At 40.4% G+C, this 12,647-nt stretch carries 14 protein-coding genes; 7 read left to right on the plus strand and 7 right to left on the minus strand.

What is annotated here, in order from left to right; translation table 11 throughout:
- Positions 1-50: 50 nt before the first annotated feature.
- Positions 51-707 (minus strand): Uma2 family endonuclease, encoded by a 657-nt coding sequence (locus ACEW80_RS32080; RefSeq protein WP_373530484.1) that lies wholly within the window; start codon positions 705-707, stop codon positions 51-53.
- Positions 708-812: 105 nt separating this feature from the next.
- Between ACEW80_RS32080 and ACEW80_RS32085 the strand changes: the two genes are divergently transcribed.
- The 3 genes from ACEW80_RS32085 to ACEW80_RS32095 all read left to right on the plus strand — a co-directional run bounded on the left by ACEW80_RS32085 (position 813) and on the right by ACEW80_RS32095 (position 2,268).
- On the plus strand, positions 813-1,337 hold the full coding sequence (locus ACEW80_RS32085) for a hypothetical protein (protein WP_373530485.1): 525 nt from the start codon (positions 813-815) through the stop codon (positions 1,335-1,337).
- A 530-nt stretch (positions 1,338-1,867) separates the two neighbouring features.
- Positions 1,868-2,068 (plus strand): type II toxin-antitoxin system HicB family antitoxin, encoded by a 201-nt coding sequence (locus ACEW80_RS32090; protein ID WP_334693120.1) that lies wholly within the window; start codon positions 1,868-1,870, stop codon positions 2,066-2,068.
- The gene (locus ACEW80_RS32095) at positions 2,065-2,268 is read left to right on the plus strand and encodes a type II toxin-antitoxin system HicA family toxin (RefSeq protein ID WP_292804740.1); all 204 of its coding nucleotides are present in this window, start codon (positions 2,065-2,067) and stop codon (positions 2,266-2,268) included. Before ACEW80_RS32090 ends, ACEW80_RS32095 begins: the two co-directional genes overlap by 4 nt.
- Positions 2,269-2,352: 84 nt before the next feature.
- Here ACEW80_RS32095 and ACEW80_RS32100 read toward each other — a convergent pair whose 3' ends face one another.
- Positions 2,353-4,392, minus strand: a complete 2,040-nt coding sequence (locus ACEW80_RS32100; protein WP_373530486.1) for an elongation factor G — start codon at positions 4,390-4,392, stop codon at positions 2,353-2,355.
- Positions 4,393-4,660: 268 nt separating this feature from the next.
- Between ACEW80_RS32100 and ACEW80_RS32105 the strand changes: the two genes are divergently transcribed.
- Together ACEW80_RS32105 and ACEW80_RS32110 are read left to right on the plus strand one after the other, a co-directional pair.
- Complete coding sequence (locus tag ACEW80_RS32105) at positions 4,661-5,572, plus strand: tetratricopeptide repeat protein (RefSeq protein ID WP_373530487.1); 912 nt, start codon at positions 4,661-4,663, stop codon at positions 5,570-5,572.
- An 83-nt stretch (positions 5,573-5,655) separates the two neighbouring features.
- Complete coding sequence (locus tag ACEW80_RS32110) at positions 5,656-6,210, plus strand: phosphate-starvation-inducible PsiE family protein (protein ID WP_373530488.1); 555 nt, start codon at positions 5,656-5,658, stop codon at positions 6,208-6,210.
- Positions 6,211-6,574: 364 nt separating this feature from the next.
- Here ACEW80_RS32110 and ACEW80_RS32115 read toward each other — a convergent pair whose 3' ends face one another.
- The 3 genes from ACEW80_RS32115 to ACEW80_RS32125 form a co-directional block, all read right to left on the minus strand.
- Entirely contained in the window at positions 6,575-7,495 is a 921-nt protein-coding gene (locus ACEW80_RS32115; RefSeq protein ID WP_373530489.1) for a methylenetetrahydrofolate reductase, read from the minus strand.
- Positions 7,496-7,553: 58 nt separating this feature from the next.
- Positions 7,554-8,564 carry a tryptophan--tRNA ligase gene (gene trpS, locus ACEW80_RS32120; protein WP_373530490.1) on the minus strand — a complete coding sequence of 337 codons (1,011 nt, stop codon included), beginning with the start codon at positions 8,562-8,564 and terminating at the stop codon, positions 7,554-7,556.
- A gap of 376 nt (positions 8,565-8,940) precedes the next feature.
- Positions 8,941-10,041: a fatty acid desaturase gene (locus ACEW80_RS32125; protein ID WP_373530491.1), complete on the minus strand. Its 1,101-nt coding sequence runs from the start codon at positions 10,039-10,041 to the stop codon at positions 8,941-8,943.
- Between the two features lie 124 nt (positions 10,042-10,165).
- Here ACEW80_RS32125 and ACEW80_RS32130 point away from each other — a divergent pair, with 124 nt between their 5' ends.
- Positions 10,166-11,299 carry a cyclopropane-fatty-acyl-phospholipid synthase family protein gene (locus ACEW80_RS32130; RefSeq protein WP_373530492.1) on the plus strand — a complete coding sequence of 378 codons (1,134 nt, stop codon included), beginning with the start codon at positions 10,166-10,168 and terminating at the stop codon, positions 11,297-11,299.
- Between the two features lie 64 nt (positions 11,300-11,363).
- Positions 11,364-11,516, plus strand: coding sequence for a hypothetical protein (locus tag ACEW80_RS32135; protein WP_373530493.1), 153 nt, complete (start codon positions 11,364-11,366; stop codon positions 11,514-11,516).
- A 496-nt stretch (positions 11,517-12,012) separates the two neighbouring features.
- Here ACEW80_RS32135 and ACEW80_RS32140 read toward each other — a convergent pair whose 3' ends face one another.
- Both ACEW80_RS32140 and ACEW80_RS32145 read right to left on the minus strand, forming a co-directional pair.
- A complete protein-coding gene (locus tag ACEW80_RS32140; RefSeq protein ID WP_373530494.1) occupies positions 12,013-12,240 on the minus strand; it encodes a hypothetical protein in 228 nt (75 codons plus the stop codon).
- Positions 12,237-12,485, minus strand: a complete 249-nt coding sequence (locus ACEW80_RS32145) for a helix-turn-helix transcriptional regulator (RefSeq protein WP_334947086.1) — start codon at positions 12,483-12,485, stop codon at positions 12,237-12,239. Before ACEW80_RS32145 ends, ACEW80_RS32140 begins: the two co-directional genes overlap by 4 nt.
- Positions 12,486-12,647 lie beyond the last annotated feature (162 nt).

Consider the following 12,647-nt stretch of genomic DNA (forward strand, 5'->3'; position numbering starts at 1 on the left):
TTGAAGAAGTTGATTTAGCTTGGGTGAACGAGTTGTTAAAAGAGCAGGGATTACGTTAAGTTTGGGTTGATTTGCTTTCTTACCCATTGACGAAATTCTCTAAGCGTTGGACTTCTACCTAAAGTTCGACTCTGTTCGACAAACCGGGGAATTACTTCAACAATAGACAAGTTTGGAAAAGTAGAACTAACTTCCGACTCAATATATTTGCCATCTCGAAGAATATTAATTTGTAGCTTGCTATTTTCATATCGCCACAGTTCAGAAACTCGCAATGCTTCGTAAGCATCCAGTTGAGTTTTGGAAGTAACATCAACTTCAATTGCTAAGTCAGGTGGCGGATCAACCGTTAAGTCTATTCGCTCTTTACCAATCATTTGAGCATGATTTTGAATGTAGAAAGAGTCATCAGGCTCTACACCAAAAGCCATATCTTCACGTTTAAAGGTTGTAGAGCCAAATGTTTCACAGTCAATTTCTAACTCTTCCAGCATAATTTTTACCAAATCCCCAATGATGACTTTGGCTTTCTCATGCTTTGGTAATGGCATTCTCATCTCCAAGGTTCCCTGACTGTAAGCCAATCGAGAGGCTCGGCGATCGCCAAGTTCTTCTAAAATCGCTTCAAATTCTTGCCAGCTAACATCGTGCAGTATTACTCTATGTCCCGGCGGAACACTTAATTGTTGCAATTGAAATGTTGCCATTACTAATCACTAAAATTTTGAAAATAGTATTTTTGCGTATTTTTACTGTTTTTTATGTAAAGAAAAGTTTTTATATTTAGTGGAACCATTTTCATTTTAATAATTATGTTGTTTGAAAATTTGGATGAGAGAACACGCCCATTTATTAGGTCTGAAGTTGAGCTAGATATTACTAATTCCAAACTATACATTAGCAAGCGCTTGAGTGAAATTGGCGGAAAAGACTATGTGAATTTACTTAAAGAAGCTATTACTAGCTATGATGAAGCTTGGTTTGCTCAACAACTGTCCTTAAATGGCAGAATCAACTTAACAGAGCAAAGAAAAAAGCAGGGTGGATATACAACTGTAAAAATTCCTGAAACTGCTGCTGAAACACTAGCAGAAGGTGAATTTAACCGTTTTTATATTCGTGGTTTATGTCTCAGAGCGTTGGACGATGGAATATCTGACCTTGAAGTTTACCGTGCTAAAGCTGTAATGAATCCTCGTCCTAATTCACAAGCAAAAATAGGAACGAAAGTAAAAGCAGAAAAATTACTGGAGGATCTTCGAGTTAATCTAGGCATTGATACAGCCTTGGGTTTACCTAATGGCCCAAACTCTGGGTTAAGTGTGAAGCTTTCTTAGATATAGGACTCCTATTTGATTTATGAACGGATTTTAGAGATAAATCCTTTCTGGATCTGCATTTAAGCCTCAGTATGTTTTCAAAATTCAAACCGGATTCCTATAGTTAAGGGACTTTTAATTAAAAAAATATCCAACTTGTAGGGTGTGTTATGCCTCTGGCTAACGCACCGTGACAGATTAGAAAGATAGTGCGTTACTTCGTTAATACACACTATAAAATAAGATTTGATGATTTATTTTTTGGTAGTCCCTAACAATTGGACTTTAGTTATTAGCCCGGAACTTTGAGTTTCCGGCTAGTGTTGATTTTTAGATTAATCCAAAATCTAAAATTATTTGCCGTTACCGTTACAATTACTTTGAATGATGCCTTCGGCAAGCTTTTCTGGCACCTCCTGAAGATGGTCATATTCCCAGTGGAAGGAACCAACGCCAAGAGTGAGCGATGCCTATGGCGGGCAAAGCCTACGCAACTCTCAAATGTAATTGCGCTAAGATGTAAAACACGACACTGCAACAGATTTATCATGAAAATCAAAGCCGTTATCTGGCAAGAAGACGATGTGTGGTGTGCTTCTGTACCAGCCCTACCAGGGTGTCACACATGGGGAGAAAGCTACGAACACTTGTTAGAAATGCTTAAAGATGCGATTCAGGGTTGGCTTGAAGTTGCTAGCCAGCAGGAAGAACTTGAACCGGATAAACAGTTGATTGAAATATCTCTATGAAATCTGTTTCTGGTAAAGCCTTATGTAAAATTGTTGAACGGTATGGCTGGAACCTGAAACGGATTACTGGCAGTCACCATATTTATGCCAATAAAGGTGTCATTCTCTCTATTCCTGTTCATGGCAATCGTGATTTACCCATTGGAACACTCAAAGGACTGTTGAAGGATGCAGGTCTTACTGAAGAAGATATAGACTAACAACGATTTATTCAAAACTAGTTATTAGCCCGAAACTTAAAGTTCCAGGCTAGTGTTGATTTTAGATTAATCTAAAATCTAAAATTACTTGCCGTTGCCATTACCATTATTTTGAATCACACGTTCAGCAAGTTTTTCCGGCACCTCCTGAAGATGGTCATATTCCCAGTGGAAAGAACCAACGCCAAGAGTGAGCGATCGCAGCTCTACAATAAAGTTATGCATCTCTGCTTGTGGCAAGTATGCAGAGACATTATCCCAGCTCGGCCAATCGTTTCTGCCCTCATAGCCTAAAATTTGCCCCCGTCTACCACTCACTAGTTGCAGCACTTTGGAGGTAAATTCGCTAGGTGTGGTCACTTCCACCCGCAGAATTGGTTCTAACAAGGTAGGTTCCGCTTGGGGTATCCCCGTTTGCATTGCCAATCGCGCAGCTTGCTTAAAGGCTTGTTCGGAACTATCAACGTTGTGGTATGAACCATTAGTCAAAGTTACCGCCAAATCCACTATTGGGAAGCCCAAAGGCCCATGTGTCAGAAATTCCCGCACGCCCATTTCTACACCAGAAATGTACTGTTTAGGAATCACACCGCCGACAATGGTTTCATTAAAGTTGAAACCTGTACCGCGTGGTAGGGGTTTAATTTCCAGAAAAACATCACCAAATTGTCCATGACCACCGCTTTGGTGCTTGTAGCGCCCATGAACTGAAGCCACTGTTTTGCGGATAGTTTCTTTGTAAGGCACTTGCGGTAAGTGGGTTGTCATCGGCAGATTATATTTGCGGCGCAGTCTCTCTAGGGTGACTTGCAAATGAATTTCGCCTTGACCCCAAAGAATTACTTCGTGAGTATCGCCGTGTTGTTCCCAAGCAAGTGAACAGTCTTCTTCTAACAACTTGGTGATGGCACTGCTGAGTTTAACTTCATCGTTGCGCTTTTCTGGTGTAATGGCCAGAGCATAAACTGGTTCCAACTGTGCAGCTTTGGGTAATTTTATTGCCGAATCCTGTTCTGTGGAGATTGTATCGCCTGTCTTGATTCCTTCTAAACGATTCAATGCGACAATTTCACCAGCATCAGCTTCGTTAACAAAGTGCTGTTGTTGTCCCATGAGGCGGTAAATTCCACCAGTACGAATGCCATTAAGGACAATACCATCAGTTAATTTGCCCCGCCAAACACGCACGAGAGAGAGTTTGCCACCTTGGGGAGTGTAGTAAGTTTTTAATACCTGCGCTAGAGGGGCATCACCTTTTATGTTTTTTAAGCGGCGTTCTGCGGTGGTTTCTGGTTCGGGGGCTTCCCTTAATAAGGCTTCTAATAAAGGTCTAACACCATAATCTTGTTCTGCTATACCAAAGAAAACGGGCACTACCAAATCTGCCCCTAATTCCATTTTTAAATCTTTGAGGATTTCCTCTTGGGGTGGTTCGATGTCTTCTAAAAGTTCTTCTAGTAAGTGGTCATCAAAATTTGCTATGGCTTCGAGCATTTCTGCCCGTGCTGTATGTTCTTCTTCTTTTAAGCTTTCGGGGAAGGGAATGGGGTCAGCAGGTGCGCCTGGATGATATTTATATGCCTGTTCGCTCACCATATCGATAAAGCCAGTGAGTTGTTCCCCGTTCATGATGGGATATTGATGCGCTACCAAGGGACGGCCAGATACTGCTTTCAGGGCGTGCAACGTTTCCAAAACGTGAATATTTGCCCGATCCATTTTGTTGACAAAGACGAGGTGGGGAATTTCCCAATCGTCTAGGAATTTAAATAGAGGGGCAAGGGTGAGAACTCTCTCGCCTATGGGTTCGCAAACTACAATTGCTGCATCGACTCCCATTAAGGCATTATAAGTTTCTTGGGCAAATTCTATACTTCCCGGACAGTCAAGAAAAGTGAAGCGAATGCCGTTATACTCAGTGCTAGCGGCGCTTACTTCTACACTCATCTGGCGATCGCGCGACTCGGCAGCACTATCTCCTACTGTATTGCTATCCTTAACACTCCCTTTGCGGGAAATTGCCCCTGTGACAAATAACAAGCTTTCTAGTAAAGTGGTTTTTCCACTTAAATAAGGCCCGACAATTGCAACGTTCCGCGAACCCGATTTTACTTTTTCGTTCATAAAAACCTCCCTTGCGGTAAGTTATTCTTAACCGCATTATTCGGCTGTATATATCAGGGATAAAAAATGGTTCTCTGTAGTCAAATTTACCCCCTCTTTAATTTGTTATTATCCTCTCTTTAATTGAAAATTAAAAAAATTGTAGCCTGTTGTAAGATTTAGCTTAAGAAAAGTTAATTGTTATAAACTTTCATGGCAAATTAAAACTTTTTGTAACAAACTTTTTATGAAGTAAATTTAACTGAAAATGTTGCAAGTCACAAAATCAATGAGATTATCATTCTCTAAATATGGCATAGCAGGGTTAGTAAGTTTAACTTTGCTGGTTGTTAACATTTCTTTTCCCTCTCCTTGTGTCGCCTTAAAACTAGCACAATCTAAAGCTAAAACTGGCATAGACTGGTTAAACCAAGGCTTACAGGCAATTCAGGCGGGAAAGGTACAAGATGCGATCGCAGCCTTTAAACAAGCAACTAAATTAGATCCAACATTGGTAGCAGCGCACTATAATTTAGGGTTAGCATTCCGACAAACGGGACAATTACAACCCTCTGCGGACGCATTTTATCGAGCGACACAAGCCGATCCTAAATTTGCTCCAGCTTTTGCTAATTTAGGCGGAGCGTTGTTAGAAGGCAATAATTTACAATTAGCTAACGATTATTTGCAACGCGCCCTAGAACTTGATCCAAAACTAGGATTTGGCCACTATAACTTGGGGTTAGTACGAGAGCAGCAACGAGATTGTGAGCGAGCGATCGCATCTTTTAAAAAAGCCATAGAATATAGCAAAAATGCCCCAGAACCTCCTTACCATTTGGGGATGTGTTATCTCCAACAAGGTAAACTCGATCAAGCCAGAGATGCCTTTAATCAGGCAGTAAAAATTAATCCAAAGTATCCAGAAGCTTACTATAATCTTGGTTCCATTTGGTTTAACCAACGCAAATCACAAGAAGCATTAGAGGCTTTTAGAAAATCAGCCGAAGCTAACTCTAACTATCCCAATGCTTATTATGGTGCAGGGTTAGTTTTTATGCAGTTACAGCAATATGGAGATGCAGTACAAGTATTGCAATTTGCTAGAGATTTATACAATGCTCAGAGTAATCCCCAGTGGGCAAAAAATGCCGAGCAATTGTTGCAACAAGCACAAAATTTAAATTACCAACCTCGCTGAGGCGCAAAAGCTTAATATTGCATAATATAAAACTATTGGGTTGACTCGCTGGTGTTGTCTGAACTTGTCCAGATTGGAATGAAATGTACATGCAAAAGCGCCAGAAAAGTCGATTTTTATTTAGCGATCGTTGGCTTGATCGGCACTCAATTGTTCGGAACATGGAAGCCTTCCAAGACTTAATTGTGATTGTCTTGTGTTTGGGTTTGTTCGCCGTCATGCTGATCCAATTGTGGGGGATAGCGATCGCCCTCATGCAGCCGCTAGACTATAAACATGTGACTGCAAAAATACTATTTGTGTTGATTTTAGTCGAGTTATTTCGATTGTTAATGGTCTATTTGCAAGAACATAGTATCTCCGTGGGAGTGGCAGTTGAGGTAACAATTGTATCTTTACTGCGAGAGATAGTAGTTCACGGAGCGCTGGAAATTTATTGGGTTAATACGCTGGCAATTTGTGGATTGTTGTTTGTTCTGGGTGGACTACTTGTGGTATGTGCTAAAACGCCACACATGGATTGTATGAGTGCTAACACTAAGTTTTGCCCGAATGTGTATAGAGGAGGCAGAGAACGGCAAAATGAGTTGGAATTGCAGTATTCACGTCAATGTGATGAGAATCAACCGCTTGGGTAAATTCTTATGAAAATGGGGAGTTGGGAGTGGAGAGTGGGGAAAAAGCATTTTCTTACTCTCCACTCCTTTGCTTGGGGCTGTATCAGGAAATTGGATGCATCTAAAATCTCAAATGGTATAACTTACTTTTGCAAGGTACTTCCGATGTATTGAAATATACTTACCATTGGAGAGAGCGATCGCATGACCCTCAAGTTCGTTAAACCCAAAGCCCCCTAATTAGATATAGGCTGCGAGCGCTTGCCTGTTTCTGCCACCTGATCTAGATGTGCAACACCTTCTGCTTGGGTATATTATCCATATTTCATCATAAAAAAGCAGATGGCTGTTCCCATCTGCTTTAATAAAAGATTCGTTATCTTCTTTACTTGGATACCAACTGATTGACTGGAGCAACCCCAGCCATATCTAAAATTGGTACGATCGCATCTTCCCGCTTTACTGCCATCATGTGGATACCCTGACACAATTGCCGCGCTATTTGCACTTGCTCGGCGGCAATTTTCATCCCTTCCTCAAAGGGATCTTTAGCTTTTGCCAATCGATCAATAATATGCTGAGGAATATCTACACCCGGAACACACCTATTAATAAACTGGGCATTTTTTGCCGATTTCAACAGAAAAATTCCTGCTAATATTGGTTTTTTATAGCCAGAGGCGATCGTGTCCATAAACTTTTCTAGTCGCTCAAAATCGGTAATTAACTGACTTTGAAAAAACTGCGCTCCGGCTTCTATTTTGCGTTCAAATCGACTTTGCAAACCCGACCAACTCTTACATTGTGGATCTACTGCTGCACCAACAAATAAATCTAACGCTCCATCAGTCAAGGGTTTATCGTTGGAATCAACGCCTTGATTCATCTTCCGAATTAGTTGCAGCAGTCGCACTGCTTCTAAATCAAACACTGCTTTGGCATCTGGATGATCGCCTGCTTTTACTGGGTCGCCAGTCAGGGCTAAAATGTTATGTACGCCCAAGGCATGAGCGCCCATCAAATCAGCTTGTAAACCAATGCGATTGCGATCGCGGCAAGCAACTTGACAAATTGGCTCTATACCGTTTTGTGACAAAATCACCGACGCTAGTAACGAAGACATCCGTAACACTGCGCGGCTACCATCAGTAACATTGACAGCATGAACCCTTCCCTTAAGAGTCGCCGCCATTTGAATCATGTGCCCTGGATCTCCCCCTTTCGGAGGTGCTACCTCGGCGGTAACTAGAAATTCACCTGCTTGTACAGCTCTCTTGAAAGCTGTGGAGCTATGGGTGTGATGCATAACATTAAGGATTTCAATTTCTTAAATGGTATAGCAAATCACACCGAAACGGCAGAACTTATAGAGGAAGAGAGTAGCCTAAAGCAGCTTTTACTTGTGACAGAGTTTGATTTGCGATCGCTCTAGCTTTTTCTCCTCCATCCCGCAACACAGATTCTAAATAGCCTCTGTCCGCCGTTATCGCCTGATATTGTTCTTGGATTGGTTTCAGAGACTCAATTATCGTGTTTGTCAACAATGGCTTGAATTGCCCCCAGCCCATATCTTGACACTCAACCGTTACATCTTCCTTCGTTTTACCAGAAAGCAATGTATACAGCGTTAGCAAGTTATTACACTCTGGACGCGCTGGATCGTCGAAAGTCAACCCACGAATCGGATCAGTTTTACAACGCTTAATCTTGTATTCAATCTGTTCTGGTGAATCTAGCAAACTGATTCGGCTTAAGTCTGAAGGATCAGACTTCGACATTTTGCGTGTACCATCCGCTAAACTCATCACCCTTGCGCCTTCCTTACGAATCAAAGGGTCTGGTAGCTTCAGAACTGGTTGATCTGGTTTCCCAAATTGATGATTTAATCGAGCTGCGATATCTCGTGTCAATTCCAAGTGTTGCTTTTGGTCTTCACCCACTGGCACTTTATCCGCTTGGTAAAGCAAAATATCAGCTGCCATCAGCACCGGATAATCCAATAAGCCTGCACTCACATTTTCCCCCTGCTTGAGTGCCTTTTCCTTGAACTGGATCATATCTTGCAGCCAGTTGAGAGGTGTAATGCAGTTAAGTAACCAAGTGAGTTCACTGTGGGCTGAAACGTGGGATTGTACAAAGATGGTGGAGTGATTTAAATCAAGACCACAAGCTAGATAGAGAGCAGCAAGGGTGTAGGTATCATCTGCCAACTGTTTTGGGTCGTGTGGCACTGTAATCGCGTGCAAATCAGCCACAAAAAGGTAATTTTCGTATTCGCTCTGACCTTCTACCCAGTTGCGAATGGCTCCCAAGTAGTTGCCTAGATGGTAATTGCCGGTTGGTTGAACTCCAGAAAGAACACGTTGCTTGCCCATAAATTTCAACTTAGTTATCTCAAATCCGCGCTAGTAAAGTGGCGATGTCTGGCGATAAGCAGCTTCTCTATCTTTACGAGAGGCTATACCAACGCCAACGCGCCTACGCAAAACTCATTTAATTTTGACATTTTCCAGTGCAACTCGCCGTTGAAATATTAGAGTTGACTCTTAGCTTGACTGTATCCAAAATTAAGAACTCAGTTTTCCTTGTCCGGCAAAAACCCTGGCTTTTTCGCAAATACTTTTTCCATATCACAGATTACCGATGAAGTTAAAAAAGTAAAACTACTGTCCCACAAAGGTTTCAGCGATAGCGTTCGGGCAAAGACTCCGCAGGAGTATCACATTGCGAAAAAAATGGATAAAGTCGAGCTTACTTAATTTTGTAATTCTCGATGATAGCGCAAGGAACAGATTTTTCTCCCGACCAATCGGTAAATGTATCTTCATTTTTGTAATGCCTTGGTGTTTCCATAAGCAAGTTCCAAGCATCTTTGGCATCCAATAAATTTAAACGTTCAGGATAGTGTATCTTTAATAATTTTTGCACTAGGGGATAATAGTCAGAGTTGATTCCTGGAAAAATATGATGTTCGGTATGATGAGAAAAATTTAAATGCAATTTATCAAAGATTTGAGGAACACGCAGAGAAATACTATTAATAAGTGGATCGTTAACGCTTGTCATCTGACAAAGCATATGATTTGTATAGATGTAAAATATTACTCCAGCATAACCAATTCCAATAGGCAAAAAGTAACTCAACGCGATTTTTAGGAAATTAAATTGTAGATATATCAAAATACTCAAATGAATCATGGAAATTGTAAAAAGTTCACTTGCGATTAACCAACGCTCTTTAGTTTTAACTGTAAAAGCAGCAGGAACAAAACTCACAGATTCACGATTAAAGAATAGCACAGAGGTCAAATTCCGAAAATTATGTGTTCCCCATGCGGTTGCCATTCCCAGTATTAAACCGATAGGATTGACCTCCGCAGAAGGCACGCATACATTTTGAATCCATTTACCCCAAGTTTTCGGCTGCTTGTATAAATAATTGCGATCGGGATCAGCCAAGGAATTAGTTTTATTATGATGTTCTCGATTATGTACTGCTTTCCACAATGTGGGTGGCATCCACAACATCGCTAGCCCTAGCAAGCTAATAATTCTGACTATATGGGAGTTTTTAATTACGCTACCGTGCATCAGATCGTGGGAGCTAAATAGCAAGACGATAACACTATTACCCATGACTATAGCTAAAGGCAAATAAAGCCATAAAAGATAGAAGTTCCAACTATCTAAATAAGATGCGATCGCCCAGCCTAAAATCAAAATTGCCCAATTAATTAATAGAATCACTAATTTACTTGGATCGGGAAGAAATGCTTCCGCAGGAAGTAGGGGACGCAATGTTTTTGCATACTCTGCTTGGCGAATTAACTTTTGGGTGTTACAAACTTCCATAAATATTATTGAACTTTATTTAATTTATATTACAATAGACAGTTTTAAAAATTAATATAATTTTTACCCTAATTTTGCTATTCATAGTATAGCTGAATACTGAAAGGAAATTGGGAGTTTAAATATGGTTTCTCTTGATACACTACAGTCTCTAGAAAAATATATACCTTTAGTAGGAGATATGAATATTAAAACCCCATTAGCGTATACAGCAACGCGTGGGGCTGTAGAAGTAGTTAACACAATCCAAATGGCGGTAGCTGAGGCTTATATCAATGGATTAGAAGTTCCTGATCCAATATTAGAATCTCTTTTTGATACTTGTATGCCCGTCTTTTTTAAGTACTTTCCTGCTCTTTTAGCACCTTATGAATGGGTACTAAAAGAAACGGATCATCTTGCTGAAGGGCCACGGGATCTAATGAAAATTCAGTATGATTTGCCTCAAGCGATGCTGAATAAGATGTTAGGCGACGGCAAACTCATTTATCCTAAGTACAGCATGGGATTGTGGGAAAAAGGAGCAGTAAACCTTGAGCAATCTCAGATACACATGATCGAAGATGTGATTCAGAAGTTAGACATTAAAGATGGAGACAATATCTTAGATTTTGGCTGTGGTTGGGGATGTGTGCCAAATTACATTCTTTCCAAATTCCCCAATGTCAAATTTGTCGGTCTGAATTTGAGCCATGAGCAATGTGAATATATGCGCCAGAAGATGCAAGATCCTGAAAGCAACCTCAGTTCAGGTCGATTCACGCTGTATGAAGGAGATTTAAATGATACAAAATTTGAGACAAAGTTTGATAAAATCCTTTCGATTGGCGTTTTTTGTCATGTTGGTAATTTAACTAACTCTTTTCAAAAATTAGCAAGTTTGTTGAAAGATAATGGCAAGGTTTTTATTCATATAATTACAGTCCGTACCCCTAATAATATATCCAGCGCTTTCACGCACAAATACATTTTTCCCCACGGTAGGTATTGGAACTACAATGCAGTTCCTAGCCGGAATAAAGACCTCAAAACAATTGAAAAATGGTATCTCAACGGTTCCAATTACTCTAAAACATTTGCCCAATGGCTAAATAATTTTGACAAGAACCAGGTAACAATCAAAGACTTGAATTATGGCATGGATTATGCCAAGTTTCGCCGGATATGGAGGTTTTATTTAATATGGTTTGTTCGGAATTTTGCTAGTTGCGATGGTGAATACAATGGGAACGGTCAGTACTTAATGGTTCATGCTTAATGGAGTAAGATTAGCAGCGATCGCTCTCCAAAAACCGCATTGATTGTATGATTACCTCGTAGCATTGAACTTTGGTGAACACTTCTTCAGCTTCCGTCATCAAGTGAAAGCGCAATTAGAAGCACAACTAGAAACATTGAAGGAACAACAGCAAGTACAGGAGACGGAAAAAGCAAGTTATCAGTTATCACCTGTTAGTTGTGAGGATAAGTTTTAAGCGTAGGCGTAGCCCGTCGTAGACATCGCTTTTGTGGGTTTCTAAAAAAAGTCTGTCATATTTGGTGTATTGTAGACTATATGTCACAATAAAGCAGACATCAATATCAAACAAAAAATGCCAGGAACCCAACTTTCTTTTTTTCCTAACGAGGAGAATCACTCTAATATAAAGCAAAAAAAACCAAAATTAGGACGTTATGAACGTATCAAAAGAGAACTAGATCAAAATAACTCCGATGCATACAAAATATTCATTGATTCAGCAATTGAAACTTTTTCTTGATTTCGGTTTCGCTCATAGAAGTAAGGTGTGGTGACTCACTTTCTCCCCAACGCTCCATTGGAAACCTATGATCAATAACTAGCTCATGCTTTCCTCTTTGTCTCTGTTCTATTGTATCTGTATATGAATAAACTTGGAGAATTCTTTAGACTAAAGAAGCTGGTATATTAGATGCAGAATTAGCTGATTTTATCTCTCCTATCCAACAATCTCACTTTGTTTTCTTGCCGCAGAATTCACAATACTTGCTCTCTGTTTCGATCACAAGACCAGCACGCTGTTTGTTTCCACGCTCTAGTCCTTGGATTCCACCACCACCTGCATACTGACCTGATGCAATAGCCTTTCCTTCATGCTCACGACAATGCCATTTTTGATCTGACAGCATATTAAAGACTTTAAGTTGCGCTTTAATTTCTGCTACTAAGCTGTTACTCACGTTAATTTATCGGCTTCTATTTCCAGATTTTCAAGAAGAAGGGAAACACTTATGCCCAAGCCACCTGCAAGACTTACAAGAGCAGTGAGGGAAGGATTTCTGACTCCGCGTTCCACACCAGATATATATGTGCGGTCTAAGTTAGCCCGTAATCCTAGTTCTTCTTGAGAAATTCCCAGTTCCGTTCTGTATTGCCTTACAAGATAACCTAAAGCACTAAGAATCTTTGGTTTCGATTCATTCATGTGCCGATTGTGAGCGTTTACGCAATACTGTTCGGTTAAGGGGAGATAGGAGGTGAAGTCAAAGATGTTTTGTTCGCGTATGTATTACGAGAACAAGAAAAGCGAAAAAAGTTGCTTGTACCTTACTATTGGCACGCTCAAAAAACTTAATTGTTAATTGAT

It is taken from the genome of Nostoc sp., assembly GCF_041747015.1.
Taxonomy (GTDB): Bacteria; Cyanobacteriota; Cyanobacteriia; order Cyanobacteriales; family Nostocaceae; genus Nostoc.

Excerpts from the sequence above, each read along its gene's own strand:
- ACEW80_RS32080 (WP_373530484.1), bottom strand. The coding sequence starts at position 707 with ATGGCAACATTTCAATTGCAACAATTAAGTGTTCCGCCGGGACATAGA.
- ACEW80_RS32085 (WP_373530485.1), top strand. The coding sequence starts at position 813 with ATGTTGTTTGAAAATTTGGATGAGAGAACACGCCCATTTATTAGGTCT.
- ACEW80_RS32090 (WP_334693120.1), top strand. The coding sequence starts at position 1,868 with ATGAAAATCAAAGCCGTTATCTGGCAAGAAGACGATGTGTGGTGTGCT.
- ACEW80_RS32095 (WP_292804740.1), top strand. The coding sequence starts at position 2,065 with ATGAAATCTGTTTCTGGTAAAGCCTTATGTAAAATTGTTGAACGGTAT.
- ACEW80_RS32100 (WP_373530486.1), bottom strand. The coding sequence starts at position 4,392 with ATGAACGAAAAAGTAAAATCGGGTTCGCGGAACGTTGCAATTGTCGGG.
- ACEW80_RS32105 (WP_373530487.1), top strand. The coding sequence starts at position 4,661 with ATGAGATTATCATTCTCTAAATATGGCATAGCAGGGTTAGTAAGTTTA.
- ACEW80_RS32110 (WP_373530488.1), top strand. The coding sequence starts at position 5,656 with ATGTACATGCAAAAGCGCCAGAAAAGTCGATTTTTATTTAGCGATCGT.
- ACEW80_RS32115 (WP_373530489.1), bottom strand. The coding sequence starts at position 7,495 with ATGCATCACACCCATAGCTCCACAGCTTTCAAGAGAGCTGTACAAGCA.
- trpS (WP_373530490.1), bottom strand. The coding sequence starts at position 8,564 with ATGGGCAAGCAACGTGTTCTTTCTGGAGTTCAACCAACCGGCAATTAC.
- ACEW80_RS32125 (WP_373530491.1), bottom strand. The coding sequence starts at position 10,041 with ATGGAAGTTTGTAACACCCAAAAGTTAATTCGCCAAGCAGAGTATGCA.
- ACEW80_RS32130 (WP_373530492.1), top strand. The coding sequence starts at position 10,166 with ATGGTTTCTCTTGATACACTACAGTCTCTAGAAAAATATATACCTTTA.
- ACEW80_RS32145 (WP_334947086.1), bottom strand. The coding sequence starts at position 12,485 with ATGAATGAATCGAAACCAAAGATTCTTAGTGCTTTAGGTTATCTTGTA.